Below are 12708 nucleotides of genomic sequence, written 5' to 3'. Positions count from 1 at the left end.
CGGGATGCGGACGTGATAGACACGTCTGTATGGAGATCCTGGCCAGCCGGGTGCTGATACGGCCGGCCGACTACCCGCGGTCGGTGGAGTTCTACCGTGACCGCATCGGCCTGGCCATCGCCCGCGAATACGGTGGTGGCACCGTCTTTTACGCCGGTCAGTCGCTGATCGAACTCGCCGGGCACGGCGGTCCGTCGGCCGGCGGGAGTCTGTGGTTGCAGGTGCGCGACGTCTATGCGACCGAGACGGAACTGACCGGACGCGGGGTGACGATCGCCCGGACCGCCGCAGAGGAACCCTGGGGGCTGCACGAGATGCACGTCGCCGACCCCGACGGCGTGACGCTGATATTCGTGCAGGTCCCCGACGACCACCCGCTGCGCCGGGACACCCGGGGCTGACGATGGCCAAATCGGTGTTGGGACGGGGCACGGCGCGGGCCCGGGTGCTCGAAGCCGCGCTGACGCTGTTCGGTGAGCACGGCGTCAGCGGCACCACCCTGCAGATGATCGCCGACAGCATCGGCGTGGGTAAGGCCTCGGTGTACTACCAGTTCCACTCCAAGGACGAGATCGTCGCCGCCGCCGCGCAGCCGATGTTCGACGATATGGCGCGGGTGGTGACGATCGCCGAGGCCGTGCCCGATCCGCGTACCCGCCAGGAGATCTGCATCAGCGGGTTCATCGAGTTCAGCGTGCGCAACCGCAGGCTCGCGGCGGTGCTGGCGGGCGATCCGGTGCTGGAGAGCATGATCGAATCCCGCGAAGACCTCACCGATATCGTCGAGCGGTTCAAGAACCTGCTGCTGGGCGGTGGGCACGGCCCGGCGGGGCGGGTCATCATCTCGATGATCACCAACGGCGTGTACTCGGCGGTCACCGACAAGGAGCTCGAGGACGTCAGCGACGAGCAGTTGCACAAGACCCTGCTGGCGGCCGCCCAGCAATTGCTGCGCACACCCGCGTATTTCGAATAGTCGAGCGTGCACCCAGATCGCATTCGTCGCCGGGTTCCCGATCTGCGTGCACCGTCGATACGGCAGGGCTACCAGACCCACACGCCCGGGTCGGCCGGTGGATAGGACAAGCAGTCCTTGGTGCCGTGCGCGACCACGCCCTTGTTGTTGAAGAACAGTTTGGCCCAGTTCGGCCAGTTCCAGGCCAACTGCTCGTAGAAGGCGTTGGTGGCGGTGTCCTCGGAGTACTGCCTGCGCCCGGCGTAGTCCATCGAGAAGAACCAGGTGATCCGATCCCGTGCTGCCCGTTGCACTTCCGGGGACTTGTTGTTGTAGTCGATCATGTAGCGCTCGTAGTACACCGGATTGGTGTCGCGCACCGCGGCCATGTACTGGTCCACCGTGCAGGTGGTCTTGAGCATGTTGCTCGGGATCGGGTATTCGTCGGTGGCATCGGCGGCCGCGGCACCCGGCGTCAGTGTGACCACGGCCGCGGCGGCCAGCCCGGCCAGCGCAAACCTGTTACGGCTCATGGCGTTACTCCTTGTCATCGGCGGCCCGGGTCAGGACATGGGTGAGCTCCGGGCAGTAGGCCGGGATGGCGGCGCCGACGAACTGCCAGGCCTGCTCGGTGCTCGACCCGTTCTGGAGTTGGCTGTGCACGAACTTCGCCGAGGCGTACACGTCGGCGTCCACCCCGCGGTGCAGGCGTTTGCACATGATCTTGGCGATCCAGGCATTGAAATCCTTCTGCCCGTACACGCCGAAGGTGTGCAGTCGGTCGGCGAACGCCTCGTCACGGTCGGCCTGGGCGACCGGTGCGGCCGCGAGTGCCATCGCCACCGCACCGGCGGCCAGTGTTGCCGTGAACCGTTGTTTCCTCATCACACCAACGCATCCTGCGGTCGTCGCTGAATGGGCGGCCAGGGCTGCGGCTTGGGACGCTGACGCACGTGCTGCGGCCACCAGAACCACTTACCCATCAGCGCGGCGATCGAGGGCGTCATGAACGATCGGATCACCAGGGTGTCGAACAACAGACCCAGACCGATCGTCGTACCGACCTGGCCCATGATGGTCAGATCGCTGACGGCCATCACCATCATGGTGAACGCGAACACCATGCCGGCCGCGGTGACGGTCGAGCCGGAACCGCCCATGGCCCGGATCATCCCGGTGCTCAACCCGGCGTGGATCTCCTCCTTGAGCCTCGACACCACCAGCAGGTTGTAGTCCGCACCCACGGCCAGCAGGATGATCACCGCCATCGGCAACACCATCCAGTGCAACTCGATACCGAGCAGGTGCTGCCACAGCAGCACCGACACCCCGAAGGACGCGCCGAGGGAGAGCACCACCGTGCCCACGATGACCGCCGCGGCCACGATGGCCCGGGTGAGCAGCAGCATGATCAAAAAGATCAGGCAGATGGCCGCGATACCGGCGATCAGCAGGTCGTAGCGGGTGCCGTCGGCCATGTCCTTGAACGTGGACGCGGTACCGCCCAGATAGATCGTCGAGCCCTCCAGCGGGGTGCCCTTGATCGCATTCTTGGCCGCGGTCTTGATCGGCTCGATCTTCTCGATACCCTCGGCCGACATCGGATCGCCCTCGTGGTTGATCATGAACCGCACCGCGTGCCCGTCCGGGGACAGGAATTGCTCCAAACCCTTTGCGAAATCCGGGTTGTCGAACGCCTCGGCCGGCAGATAGAACGAGTCGTCGTTCATCGCATCGTTGAAGGCCTTGCCCATCTCGGTCGAGGTCTCGCTCATGATGCGCTGCTGCTCCTGCATACCCGCCTGGGTCTGCTGCATGGTCAGCATCATTTCCTTCATGTTGACCATGGTCTGTTTCATCTCCGGCATGATCGCGATCATCTGCGGCATCAGTTCGTTGAGCCGATGCATCTGCGGCATCATGTCGTTCATGTTGGTGGTCATCACGTCGATACCGTCGAGCACGTCGAAGACCGACCGGATGGACCAGCACATCGGGATGTTGAAACAGTGCGGTTCCCAGTAGAAGTAGTTGCGCATCGGCCGGAAGAAGTCGTCGAAATTGGCGATGCTGTCCCGCATGTCCTCGATGTCGCCGACCATGAGGTCCATCGAGGACACCATCTTGGACGTGGTGTCCGCCATCTCCTCGGTGATCGCCTGCATCTTGTCCATGCTCGCGATCGTGCGGTCCATGTCCGCAACCTGATTGGACATATCGGCGGTGCGGTCCTGGTTGTACTTCTCGTTCAACCGCTGCAGCGTGCTGTTCTGACTGATCATGTACGGGATCGAGGTGTTCTCGATCGGCGTGCCGTCGGGCCGGGTGATGGTCTGCACGCGGCCGATACCGTCGACCTGGAAGATGGCCTTCGCGATCTTCTCGATCACCAGGAAGTCGGCGGGATTGCGTAGATCCCGATCACTTTCGATCATCAGGATCTCCGGATTCAACCGCGCCGGCGAGAAGTGCCGTTCGGCGGCGGCATACCCCTCGTTGGAGCTGATGTCGTCCGGCAGATAGAGACGGTCGTTGTAACTGGTCTTATAGCCGGGCAGAGCCAGCAGACCGATCAATGAGACCGCGATGGTGGTGATCAGGATCGGTCCGGGCCAGCGGACCACCGCGGCACCGACCTTGCGCCAGCCACGAACGCGGGTGGCGCGCTTGGGATCCAGGAACCGTCCGCCGACGGTGATCATCGCGGGACCGAAGGTCATGGCCGTCACGATCAGCACCAGCATGCCCACGGCCAGCGGCACACCGAGGGTCTGGAAGTACGGCAGCCGGGTGAAGCTCAGGCAGAACGTGGCTCCGGCGATGGTCAACCCGGAGCCGACGATCACGTGGGCGGTGCCGCCGAACATCGTGTAGTACGCCTGCTCACGATCCTCACCGGCGCTTCTGGCCTCCTGATACCGGCCGATGAGGAAGATCGCGTAGTCGACGGAGATCGCGATGGCCAACGTGACCAGCAGGCCGGTGGCGAACGTCGAGAGCCCGATGATCTCGTAATACCCGAGTGCGGCGACGGCGCCTCGCACGGTCAGCAGGCTGACGGCCACCATCACGATCATCAGCACCATCGTCATGACGGAGCGGAAGATGATGAGCAGCATGACGATGATGACCAGGAAGGTCAGCCCCTCGATCAGCCGCATACTGCCGTGGCTGGCCTCGGTCTGCTCGGCCGTCATGGCCGCCGAGCCGGTCACATAGACGTCGACGCCGTCGGGCGCCGGTGTGCTCTCGACGATGTTCTTGACGGCCTCGATGGACTCCAGCGACAGCGCCTCGCCCTGGTTTCCGGCCAGGTTCGCCGACACGTAAACGGCCTTGCCATCACCGCTCTGCACACCGGTGGCGGTCAGCGGATCACTCCACAGATCCTGGACGTGCTCGACGTGCTTGGTGTCGGCCTCAAGCTTGGCGATCAGCTCGGAGTAGTAGCGCCGCGCGTCCGCGCCGAGCGGTTCGGCACCCTCCAGCACGATCATCACCGAGCTGTTGGATTCGTATTCGTCGAACACCTGACCGATGTGCTCGGTCGCGATGACCGCCGGCGCCTCCTTCGGGCTCATCGACACCGAGCGCATCTCGCCGACCGCTTCCAGCTGCGGCACAACGACATTCAGCACCACCGCGATGGCGATCCAGGCGAAGATGAAAGGCACCGCCAGCTTGCGGAACACCCGGGCGATGCGGCCGAAATGCGCCGTCTGGTGCGGGGGCGGGTAGGCGGTGGCGATGGGCCCGGTGGGCGCGTCCGCACCATGCCGGGGCGCGCTCATGCGATTCCCTCGCAAGCTCGGTTCTCGCATGTCACCTGTCGATTCGCTCCGCAAGCGCCGCTCATGCGGACTTCACGATGCAGAAGGTCTGGACATTGGTCCCGGACTGGGTCCGCTCATCCTTGAGCACCCCGTCGACGAGAACCCGGCAGCCCAGGAAGCTGGTCTTGCCCTGCGCCACCAGATTCGCCGCGGCCGACGGCTCGGTGGTCTGCAACGTGATGGACCACGGCAGGATCGCGCCGTCCACCCGCTGCGGCTCACCGGCGAGGTCCACGTAATTCACGTCCACCGCTGCCCCTTCCGGGCCGAAGACCTCGTAGGTCACCACTTTTGGGTCGAAGGGTTCGGGATCGTTGGCGAAGTTCACCGGCGTCACCAGCGGTGGATCCGAGGCGAAGACACCGCGTATCCGGTCCACCGCGAAGCCGCCGATACCGATGACCACAACGATGACCAGCGGTAACCAGACCCGCTTGAGCAGCTGCATTTTCCCGACGCCCTTCCGCAGTGCTGTTTCGACGAAACGGCCGATGACACCCCTTGGCCACCGGACGTGCTTAAGTTATACACTCGGACTACCTGAAACAAGCCGAGCGGCTAAGTGTGGCCCATCACATGTTTATACAGGAATGAGTCACACAGCACACCGGGAGAGGTTCGATCAGATGACTGCCGGACGGTGCGCCACCGGCGGGCGCCATGCGCGCACCGCACGCGAGCGCGTCATCGACGCCGCGGCCGACCTGTTCGCACAACACGGCGTGCGCGGCACCTCACTGCAGATGATCGCCGATCGGCTCGGCGTCGCCAAAGGTGCGGTGTACTACCAGTTCCGGTCCAAGGACGCCATCGTGCTGGCACTGTTGGAACCGCTGTTCGACGGGCTCGCCGGGGTCGTCGACGCCGCCGAGGCGCAGCCGGTACCCGCGCGTGCGCGCGACACCGCGATCCGCGGATTGGTCGACCTGGCCGTCGATCAGCGCCGCGCGACATGCCTGTTCCGGCGCGACCCGGCCGTCGAGGAACTCGTCATCCAGCACGGCGAATTGTGGGCGATCGGGAACCGCCTGCGCGCGCTGCTGTTGGGCTCGGCACCCACCGACAACGCGCGGGTGGCACTGTCGGTGGCGAGCACCGGGCTGTACTTCTGCACCACGGATCCGGCGTTGCGGGACATCCCCGAGCCGGACCTGCGCGCGATACTGCTGAACCGCTTCCGGTTGTGCGTCAGCGAGCCGGGGCCGACGCCAGCGGCCAGCCCACCGAGGCCAGCCGCGACGCGACCTGGTTCAGCTCTTCGGGATTCGGTTCCTTGTCGATGAGAACCTGAATGGCGCCGCTGATCTCGGCCTCGGTGACCGGGCTGACCCCGTCGCTGGAACGCAGCACCGATTTGGCGGCCGCGACCACCTCGTCCTCGGTGAGCGAGCGCTTCAGCAGGGCGAGCAGCGCAAAGTAGTCGGTCGGGGGCACGCCCTCCGGGTAGCCCTGGTGCAGCCAACCCAGCACGTTGTCCAGGACGCCTTTTCTCTCCGTCATCGCAGACTCACTTCTTGGGAAGGAACGGGAACAGGTCGACGCCGGTGTGGTGGATGATCGTCGCCCGGGTGATCCACAGGACGGCGGTCAGGATGACCCACCCGACGAACACGAACAGTCCGATGCCGAGGAACTTCAGCGCCGGATTGGGAGCGGTGGCCGTGTCGTCATCGCCGGCGCCGCGTGCGTAGGCCACCAGGCCGAGCGCGAAGACAGCGGGCAGACCGGCGCCGAGCAGGAGGCCGACACCGAGCACCTTGAGGATGCTCTCCAGATAAACCATGTGAATTCCTTTGATTCGGCGGCTGATCGATGCCGGGTCAGACCGAGGCCGTGGGCTTGACGACGGCCTCGTCGCGCAGGTCGGCCGGGATGACGGAGTTGGTCGAGTCGTCCCAGTCGGCGTTGACGTTGCTGTGGTCGACCTTCTGCTGCTGGGCGCGCCACCACATGTAGCCCGACAGTGCGACCAGGATCAGGAAGATCAGGCCGTCGCCGAGCAGTGCGGAGCCGGTCAGCGATTTCACCCCGTGGGACAACCAGTAGGACAGCGCGCCGACCAAGCCGGCGGCGGGCAGGGTGATCAACCAAGCCACCGCCATCCGGCCGGCGACCGCCCAGCGCACCTCGGCGCCCGGCTTGCCGACCCCGCTGCCCAGGATCGAACCGGTGGCCACGTGCGTGGTGGACAGCGCCATGCCCGCGGCGCTGGAGCTCAGAATGATTGCGGCCGAAGACGCTTCGGCCGCGAAGCCCTGCGGGGACTCGATCTCCACCAGGCCCTTGCCCAGGGTACGGATGACGCGCCAGCCACCGAGGTAGGTACCCAGACCGATGGCGACGGCACAGCTGAAGATGATCCAGAACGGCAGGCCCTGTTCCTTGACGTCGCCGGTCAGATGCCCGGTGGTGATGAGCGCCAGGGCGATGACGCCCATGGTCTTCTGCGCATCGTTGGTCCCGTGCGACAGCGCGACCAGAGAGGCCGTTGCGATCTGCCCCCACCGGAAGCCTTCGCGGCGCCGCTTCTCGGCGACGTTGCGGGTGAGCCGGTAGACCAGCCAGGTGCCGCAGCCGGCGACCAGGCAGGCGATGGCGGGTGCGGCGACGGCCGGGATCAGCACCTTCTGCGTGACGCCCGACCAGTTGACGCCGGCCAGGCCGAGCGCGGCGAGCCCGGCGCCGATCAGTCCGCCGAAGAGCGCGTGCGACGAACTGGACGGGATGCCGAACAGCCAGGTCAGCAGATTCCACAGGATGCCGCCGATGAGCCCGGCGAAGATGATGGTCAGTCCGGTGGATGCATCGATACCCGGAAGCAGCGCACCGGATTTCGAGTCCTGGACCTTGAGTACCGAGGTGGTGACGGTGACCGCGACCTCCACCGAGAGGAAGGCGCCGATCAGGTTGAGCACACCGGCGAGCAGCACCGCCGTCTTGGGCTTGAGCGCGCCGGTGGCGATCGAGGTGGCCATGGCATTACCGGTGTCGTGAAACCCGTTCGTGAAATCGAATGCCAGTGCCGTGACGATCAGCAGCACCAGGATGATCAGCTCTGCGCTCATGCCCCCAATCCTGAGACATCTCTCAGTGTTTCGGGTAATTACCGGAATCTTGCCCGCACGGGTTGACCTGCGCCTTCACCTGTTCGCGGGGCTTGTTCACCAAACGTTCATCTGTCCGCCGTGCCCCGTTTCAAGTGGTGGGCCACTGCAGCGCAACCGTGCGGTATCTGGCAGGCTTCTCATGCGTGAACGGTTTCCTGGCGCGCATCGCCGCCTGGCTGACCGCCGGCTACCCGGAGGGGGTGCCGGGGCCGGATCGGGTGCCGCTGCTGGCGTTGTTGACCCGGCGGCTGGCCGACGACGAGGTGGAGGCCGTCGCCCGGGATGTGCTGGACCGCGCCGAATTCGGGGGCGAGGTCGACCACGTCGACATCAAGGTGATGATCACCGGCATCACCGATGACCTGCCGCGCGCCGAGGACATCGAACGGGTGCGGCTGCGGCTGGCCCAGCAGGGCTGGCCGCTGGATGACCCGCGCGAACCCGAACCGGAGGATCCGGCATCACCGTCCTGACCCCGCTGCCCGTCGGCCCCGGTGCCGCGGCGACCGAGATCGTGGCCGATCTCGACGCCGCGCTGCGCGGCGCGACGGCACTGCTGCCCGTCCCCGCCGACGACGCCCGCCACCGCGACCTGTTGACCACGGCGCTGCGCGCGGGCCAGCCCATCGCCGACGATATCGCGGTGGTGGTGTCGACCTCGGGCACCACCGGGACACCGAAGGGCGCCCAACTCTCGGCGACCGCGCTGATCGCCGGGGCCACCGCCACCCACCGGCGTCTCGGCGGGTCCGGCAGCTGGTTGCTGGCGCTGCCGGCCCATCACGTGGCCGGCCTGCAGGTCGTGGTCCGCAGCATCGTCGCCGGCACCACCGTGGTCGCGCTGCCGGCCGGGTTCTCCCCTGCCGAGTTGCCCGCAGCGGTGGCCCGGATGGGCGCGGGCCGGCGCTACACCTCACTGGTGGCCAATCAGTTGGACAAGGCGCTGACCGACCCGGCGGCCGCCGCCGCGCTGGCCGAGCTCGACGCCGTGCTGATCGGCGGCGGTCCGATGCCCGCCGGCGTGCGACGGCGGGCCGCCGCCGCCGGGGTCCGGGTGGTGCGCACCTACGGGATGAGTGAGACCGCCGGCGGCTGCGTATACGACGGGGTGCCGCTGGAGGGTGTGCGGGTCCGGCTCGACGACGGCCGGGTCATCCTGGGCGGGCCGGTCGTCGCCTCGGGGTACCGAAATCCGGTCATACCCGATCCGTTCGCCGAGCCGGGGTGGTTCCGCACCGACGACATCGGCGAGCTCGACGACACCGGCACGCTGAGCATCCTGGGCCGGATCGACGACGCCGTCAGCACCGGCGGTCTGACGGTACTGCCGCAGTTGGTGGAGAACGCCTTGGCGACCCACCCGGCGATCGCCGAGTGCGCGGTCTTCGGGGTGCCCGATGCCCGGCTCGGTCAGCGGGTGGTCGCGGCGATCGTGCTGGCAGCCGGGCACCCGGCGCCGGACGTGGCGGCGCTGCGCGCGCACGTCGGTGCGACGCTGGCCGTCACCGCCGCACCCCGGCAACTGCACATCGTGGACACGCTGCCCCGACGCGGTATCGGCAAGCTCGATCGGCGCGCCCTGATCGAGCGGTTCGGCGGGCATGATGGATCGGGTGAGCGCAACTGAAGTGACCACCGTCGAGCAACTCCGCGAGATCGTCGGGCACCCACACCCGGCGGTGGCCAACAAGGTGGCCACCAAACTCGCCGATGCGCACCGCACCTGGCTGCAGAACTCACCGCTGTGTTTCGTGGCCACCACCGATGCCGACGGCCGCGTCGACGTCTCACCCAAGGGTGATCCGCCCGGGTTCGTGCACATCATCGACGACTCGACGATCGCCATCCCGGAGCGCCCGGGCAACAAGCGGGTCGACGGCTACCTCAACGTACTGGCCAACCCGCACGTCGGCACGCTGTTCGTGATCCCCGGTCGCGGCGACACCGTCCGGGTCAACGGGACGGCCCGGATCGTCTCGGACGCAGCCTATTTCGACGCGCTCGCGGTGCGGGGTAAACGACCGATCCTGGCTCTCGAAGTCGATGTCGAGGAGGTGTTCTTCCACTGTTCCAAGGCGTTCCTGCGGTCGGATGCCTGGAAACCCGACACCTGGACCCCTGAATCGGTGCCCAGCACCGCGCAGCTGGCCAAGTCCTTCAAGGCCGAGGAGACACTTGAGGAACTGGAGGCCTATTACAGCGAGGAGAATTACCGCAAGCAGCTCTACTGATCGGGCTCGCGCACCATGATGGCCCGGGTGTAGAGCAGGTGGAAACCACTGCGCTGCACGTTCTGCTGTGATTTCGACCCCGGCGAGGTCGTCACCACCGCGATATCGGCGCCGGCGGCCGCGGCGTCGCGCAGTCGCACCTGCAGCAGCGCGGTCTGCACGCCGCGGCGCCGGTGCGCCGGTGCCGTCGCCGCCCCGGCCAGCTGCGCCACCCGGTCGGTGATCCGCAGGCTCCCACCGCCGGCGATCTGATCGTCGCGCAACGCCAGGTAGGGCGCGACACCCGCGGCGGCGAAATCGCGTTCGGCGCGTTCGATCACGTCACGGGGAAACTCCTCCGGGCTGGGCACTCCCTCGGCATCGGGGTGGGCGAACCCCTCGACCACCACATCCACCCAGCCATCGATCTCGTCATCGCGCGCGAGCCGGACATCGATCCCGTCCGGGACCGGCTGCGCCACACCGTCGAGTGCGCGGCCCAGCACATCCTCGAAGGCCAGCACCCGATAGCCGCGGCCGGCGAGCAATTCCAGGATCTGCGGGTCGGCGAGAGAGCTCAGCTCGATCACCGTGGGCGCACCGCGGCCGGCATAGGCCTGCTCCACCCGGTCGAGATCGGCGGCGGCGGGCACACCGGCGAACCCCAGTCCGGCCACCTTGTTGAACGGCGCGCCGGGCTCGGCGTAGGCAGCGACCGCGCCGGCCAGGGGCAGCGCGAAGGCCTCCGCGCCGCGGCGCTCGGCGGCCCGCACCGCGGCGTCCATCAGCGCCGCCTCGGCATGTTCGATACGCCGGGCCAACTCGATTCCACAGAACAGCACGCTCACGGCGGGACACTCTGTCAGGACAGCGACATCAACGCCACATAAATAACGGTGCCCGCGAAGATGGACAGCAGCGCGTGCCGCCGCCACAGCTGCAGACCCACCGTCACCAACACCGCGATGCCCAACCAGAGCTGTTGTCGGCCAGTGGCTTCGGGCGCGTCACGGACGGTGTAGAGGGCCAGCATCACCATCACGCCGAGCGGCATGTGCAGGCTCAGGTACCGCACCACCGCGCTGTGCCGCATCGGGGCCAGCGCGGCGAACGGCAGCGCCCGCAGGGCCCAGGTGACCGCGGCCGCCACGCCGACCAGCAGCGCGATGTGTCCGGTGTCAGGCACGGCTGCACCTCATCCGCACCAGCAGCAGCACGGTGAACGCCGCGAACGCCCACAGCAACATCTGCTGCGGCGCCAGCAGCCAGGCGCCCACCGCGCAGGCGGCCGCGGCCGACGCGGTACGGCGGTCCGGATGCTGGCGATAGGCCTCGATGGCCAACACGATGAACAGCGCGGTCAGCGCGAATTCCAGGCCGGCGAGCTTCTCGATCGGCAGGGCCTCTCCCAGCAGGCCGCCCAGGCCCGCCGACGCCGTCCAGGCCAGGTGCAGACCGCCCTGCATGCCGAGGAGCTGCCGCGAAGTCCAGGTGGCGGCCTCCGGGCTGACCCCGACGGCGAACGCCTCGTCGGAGAGCACGTAGGTGCTATAGGCCTTGGCAACCGGTCCACGCACCCGGTGCAGCGGAAAGGACAAGGCGTAGAACACGTGTCGGGAGTTGACGATCAGCGTGGTCAGCGCGACCGCGGCCACCGGCGCTGCGGCGGCGGCCAGCCCCACCATCAGGAACTCCAGCGACCCGGCGTAGATGACGGCGGCGAACACCGGCGCCCACCACCACGCCAGGCCGGCGTGCACCACCAGAAAGCCCAGCGCCATGCCCAACGGCAGGAAGGCCAACCCGATCGGGGCGGTGGCACGTAAAACCGACATCAGGTCAGTTTGGCAGCATCGGTTTGTGGGTAGTGGGGCCGATCATGCGTACCGAGTTCTACGCCCAGATAGATCGGCTGACCGCCGAGCTCGGTGAGATGTGCGAACTCGCGGCCGACGCTGCCGACGACGCGACGGCCGCCGTGGTCGAATCCGACCCCGCAGCGGGTGCCCGCGTCCGGTCGACCCTGCGGCGGCTGGACGAACTCAACGACCGCGTCGACCGGCGCGCCTTCACATTACTGGCCCTGCACGCGCCCGTCGCGCATGACCTGCGGGTGATCATGTCGGCGTTCTCAATAGCTGCCAATGCCGACCGGATGGGCGCCCTGGCGGCCAATGTGGTCAAGATCGGTCCGGTGCCCCAGGAGGCCAGGGCCGTGTTCGCGAAGATGGGTCGGCTGGCGGTGGCGCTTGCCGAGCGCGCCCGACGGGCGGTGCTCGGGGATGACGCCGAGGAGGCCGAGCGCATCCGGCTCGACGATGCGGCGATGAATGATCTGCACCGCGAGCTGCTGACCCGGATCCTCACCGACAGCTGGCCGCACGGCGTGCAATCCGCGTCGGATGTCGCGCTGCTCGGCCGGTTCTACGAGCGGATCGCCGACAACGCCGTCGAGATCGGACGCCGGGTGATCTTCCAGGCCTCCGGCGAGGCCCCGCTGAACGACCCCTCCTTCAGCTGATTCGTTATCCGCCCGCCGCACAATCGTGTCCGGGCGCGTGTCGCTGCCCACAGAAAACTGTCACGGATGTTAATAGAGTGAT

The 12708-nt window shown here is 67.2% G+C and carries 17 protein-coding genes; 7 read left to right on the top strand and 10 right to left on the bottom strand.

Annotated features, from left to right (window positions below; translation table 11 throughout):
• The first annotated feature begins 29 nt into the window (after window positions 1-29).
• Entirely contained in the window at window positions 30-401 is a 372-nt protein-coding gene (locus tag BST17_RS02555; protein WP_083055378.1) for a VOC family protein, read from the top strand.
• 2 nt (window positions 402-403) lie between these two features.
• Complete coding sequence (locus tag BST17_RS02550) at window positions 404-976, top strand: TetR/AcrR family transcriptional regulator (protein WP_083055377.1); 573 nt, start codon at window positions 404-406, stop codon at window positions 974-976.
• 68 nt (window positions 977-1044) lie between these two features.
• Here the strand turns inward: BST17_RS02550 and BST17_RS02545 are convergent, their stop codons facing one another.
• The 4 genes from BST17_RS02545 to BST17_RS02530 all read right to left on the bottom strand — a co-directional run bounded on the left by BST17_RS02545 (window position 1045) and on the right by BST17_RS02530 (window position 5236).
• On the bottom strand, window positions 1045-1488 hold the full coding sequence (locus tag BST17_RS02545; protein WP_083055376.1) for a DUF5078 domain-containing protein: 444 nt from the start codon (window positions 1486-1488) through the stop codon (window positions 1045-1047).
• A gap of 4 nt (window positions 1489-1492) precedes the next feature.
• Window positions 1493-1840 carry a DUF732 domain-containing protein gene (locus tag BST17_RS02540; protein ID WP_083055375.1) on the bottom strand — a complete coding sequence of 116 codons (348 nt, stop codon included), beginning with the start codon at window positions 1838-1840 and terminating at the stop codon, window positions 1493-1495.
• Complete coding sequence (locus tag BST17_RS02535) at window positions 1840-4746, bottom strand: MMPL/RND family transporter (RefSeq protein WP_083055374.1); 2907 nt, start codon at window positions 4744-4746, stop codon at window positions 1840-1842. Before BST17_RS02535 ends, BST17_RS02540 begins: the two co-directional genes overlap by 1 nt.
• A gap of 61 nt (window positions 4747-4807) precedes the next feature.
• Window positions 4808-5236 (bottom strand): MmpS family transport accessory protein, encoded by a 429-nt coding sequence (locus tag BST17_RS02530; protein WP_083055373.1) that lies wholly within the window; start codon window positions 5234-5236, stop codon window positions 4808-4810.
• Window positions 5237-5414: 178 nt separating this feature from the next.
• Between BST17_RS02530 and BST17_RS02525 the strand changes: the two genes are divergently transcribed.
• The gene (locus tag BST17_RS02525) at window positions 5415-6071 is read left to right on the top strand and encodes a TetR/AcrR family transcriptional regulator (protein ID WP_083055372.1); all 657 of its coding nucleotides are present in this window, start codon (window positions 5415-5417) and stop codon (window positions 6069-6071) included.
• Here the strand turns inward: BST17_RS02525 and BST17_RS02520 are convergent.
• Genes BST17_RS02520 through BST17_RS02510 form a run of 3 tightly spaced genes read right to left on the bottom strand, consistent with a single transcriptional unit; the run spans window position 5977 to window position 7853 of the window.
• A complete protein-coding gene (locus BST17_RS02520; RefSeq protein ID WP_083055371.1) occupies window positions 5977-6288 on the bottom strand; it encodes a DUF3349 domain-containing protein in 312 nt (103 codons plus the stop codon). The two genes, BST17_RS02525 and BST17_RS02520, sit on opposite strands and share 95 nt — an antisense overlap.
• Window positions 6289-6295: 7 nt before the next feature.
• Window positions 6296-6571, bottom strand: coding sequence for a hypothetical protein (locus BST17_RS02515; RefSeq protein WP_083055370.1), 276 nt, complete (start codon window positions 6569-6571; stop codon window positions 6296-6298).
• Window positions 6572-6608: 37 nt separating this feature from the next.
• A complete protein-coding gene (locus BST17_RS02510) occupies window positions 6609-7853 on the bottom strand; it encodes an inorganic phosphate transporter (protein ID WP_083055369.1) in 1245 nt (414 codons plus the stop codon).
• Between the two features lie 185 nt (window positions 7854-8038).
• Here BST17_RS02510 and BST17_RS02505 point away from each other — a divergent pair, with 185 nt between their 5' ends.
• From BST17_RS02505 to BST17_RS02495, 3 genes are read left to right on the top strand one after another with little or no spacing between them, the layout of a single operon-like run.
• Window positions 8039-8368 (top strand): DUF3349 domain-containing protein, encoded by a 330-nt coding sequence (locus BST17_RS02505; protein ID WP_083055368.1) that lies wholly within the window; start codon window positions 8039-8041, stop codon window positions 8366-8368.
• Window positions 8356-9522 carry an o-succinylbenzoate--CoA ligase gene (gene menE / locus BST17_RS02500; RefSeq protein ID WP_083055367.1) on the top strand — a complete coding sequence of 389 codons (1167 nt, stop codon included), beginning with the start codon at window positions 8356-8358 and terminating at the stop codon, window positions 9520-9522. The genes BST17_RS02505 and menE overlap by 13 nt, the downstream gene beginning before the upstream one ends.
• A complete protein-coding gene (locus tag BST17_RS02495; protein ID WP_083055366.1) occupies window positions 9500-10126 on the top strand; it encodes a pyridoxamine 5'-phosphate oxidase family protein in 627 nt (208 codons plus the stop codon). Before menE ends, BST17_RS02495 begins: the two co-directional genes overlap by 23 nt.
• On the opposite strand, the gene BST17_RS02490 is transcribed toward BST17_RS02495, so the two are convergent.
• The 3 genes from BST17_RS02490 to BST17_RS02480 are packed head-to-tail and all read right to left on the bottom strand — an operon-like array spanning window position 10120 to window position 11940.
• Window positions 10120-10953 carry a GNAT family N-acetyltransferase gene (locus BST17_RS02490; RefSeq protein WP_234807506.1) on the bottom strand — a complete coding sequence of 278 codons (834 nt, stop codon included), beginning with the start codon at window positions 10951-10953 and terminating at the stop codon, window positions 10120-10122. The two genes, BST17_RS02495 and BST17_RS02490, sit on opposite strands and share 7 nt — an antisense overlap.
• A gap of 14 nt (window positions 10954-10967) precedes the next feature.
• Window positions 10968-11291, bottom strand: coding sequence for a branched-chain amino acid transport AzlD family protein (locus BST17_RS02485; RefSeq protein WP_083055365.1), 324 nt, complete (start codon window positions 11289-11291; stop codon window positions 10968-10970).
• Entirely contained in the window at window positions 11284-11940 is a 657-nt protein-coding gene (locus BST17_RS02480) for an AzlC family ABC transporter permease (protein ID WP_083055364.1), read from the bottom strand. Before BST17_RS02480 ends, BST17_RS02485 begins: the two co-directional genes overlap by 8 nt.
• Before the next feature lie 44 nt (window positions 11941-11984).
• On the opposite strand from BST17_RS02480, the gene BST17_RS02475 reads away from it, so the two are divergent.
• Window positions 11985-12626: a phosphate signaling complex PhoU family protein gene (locus tag BST17_RS02475; protein ID WP_083055648.1), complete on the top strand. Its 642-nt coding sequence runs from the start codon at window positions 11985-11987 to the stop codon at window positions 12624-12626.
• Window positions 12627-12708 lie beyond the last annotated feature (82 nt).

It is taken from the genome of Mycolicibacterium bacteremicum (assembly GCF_002086115.1).
Taxonomy (GTDB): domain Bacteria; phylum Actinomycetota; class Actinomycetes; order Mycobacteriales; family Mycobacteriaceae; genus Mycobacterium; species Mycobacterium bacteremicum.
This window is presented reverse-complemented; position numbering and strand designations above follow the sequence as displayed.